At 61.0% G+C, this 1529-nt stretch carries 1 protein-coding gene; it reads right to left on the reverse strand.

The features are described 5' to 3' along the window. Positions 1–72: 72 nt before the first annotated feature. Positions 73–1446, reverse strand: coding sequence for a ThiF family adenylyltransferase (locus Q8M88_RS14550; RefSeq protein WP_305597879.1), 1374 nt, complete (start codon positions 1444–1446; stop codon positions 73–75). Positions 1447–1529: the final 83 nt, after the last annotated feature.

Here is a 1529-nt window from a genome sequence, read left to right on the forward strand (position 1 = left end):
GGGACGCGTAATACTGCACACCGTCGAACTTTGCGTCTCCCTTACGAGTACTTCTGAAGAAATCGAACATTGTTAGGCAGGCCACATCTGCCCGAGAAGCGGCGCAGTATCACCCCGGCCCCAATTGCGCACATCATCGCAGTAGTGGCCGACAACCCGTTCGACACGATTTGTTCGCACGTCCCGTGCGTGCAACCGCAAAAGCAACTCCGACGGCGCATCCTCGCCACTGTAGGCGAATAGGCGATCGAGCAGTTCGGTCACTGCGTATGAAGCGGTCATCGTTGTGAACGCAACCACCGCAGGGTCGGGGTCGAGAAGCCCGGGGGCATATCCTTCATCAGCGAGCCGTCCCCTCTCTGCGGAAGGCAGCAGCTGGTTTCTCATTCGGATCGGATCGACGCGCCGACGGCATATTAGACAGGCCTCGCCTGGCATCACGGTAGTTACCCTCCCGAAAAGCCCACGCACGTTCCCGTCGACAGATTCAATTACGAAGCCACAGTCTATAAGCGGGATCAGGTACCAGTAGGCCAGTCGCGAAAGTACGGCGCGCCCTGCGTCATCGTCTGTGCAGCCAAACACGACGTCACAGTGTCGAAGCTCCCGCGCGACATGTTCCCAGGCGACATTTCCCTCGATCGCCGACACATTGGTGTTAGCACCTATCCGAATTGCTTCGTCGCCAACCACATGCACCTTCGGTCGGCCAATGTCCGAGTGCGTCGACTCGTGGATCCGGGTCAGGTTCGACGCTGTCACGACATCGTTGTCGATCACCACAATCGAACCGACGCCCAACCGCAACAGCTGTTCGCACACCGCGGATCCCGTGCCGCCAGCGCCGACTACGCCGGCTCGCACACGGCTCAGTTGCTTCTGGCCCTCCATTCCGAACGCTCGGACTTGACGATCGAAGCGGTCCGGCTGACTGCTGGGTTCGTCCGAATCCGCGGCGGCGAGGATCCGCAGGTGGCGACCGATCACTCGCATGCGATCAATGCGGGCCGGCGCCAAGCCAGCGTCCGAGTACACGGCGCCGGTGAACTCCGGGGCGTCCGGCGAACCTCCCACTACTACGCTCACGTACCGCGATTGCCTGCTCCTTAGGCGGAACAGCTCTTGCACTTGGCGATCAACTTCGCGATCGGACTCGGAGGGATGTGCCCGTCCTCCAGGGTGAGTATGAAAGAAGATCGGGACTTCGTCGTCTGCTCCCGCCTCTTTGAGAATCGGCACATAGCCGGCGGATCGAATCGAGAGACCGTGAGCATCTTGCTGGCCGTAGTGTTCTTGCCCGATCCAGCGAACGGCACGGACCAATAGTGTTATCCCGTCTGCGCCTTCGGCGCGCCCGGCCAGCAAAAGCCCGGCCACCTCGTTGCCCCGCGACAGAGAGCCGGTAACTTCTGCCCAAGCAGAAGATGTGAAGGCTAGGGTGTGCACGTCATCGTCTCGCAGGAACACCCTTCTCGAAGTCGCGGCGAATGACCGCGAGGAACGTTGCGAGCCCGCTTATACCGGGACGC

This window comes from Phenylobacterium sp. (genome assembly GCF_030693805.1).
Lineage (GTDB): Bacteria > Pseudomonadota > Alphaproteobacteria > Caulobacterales > Caulobacteraceae > Phenylobacterium.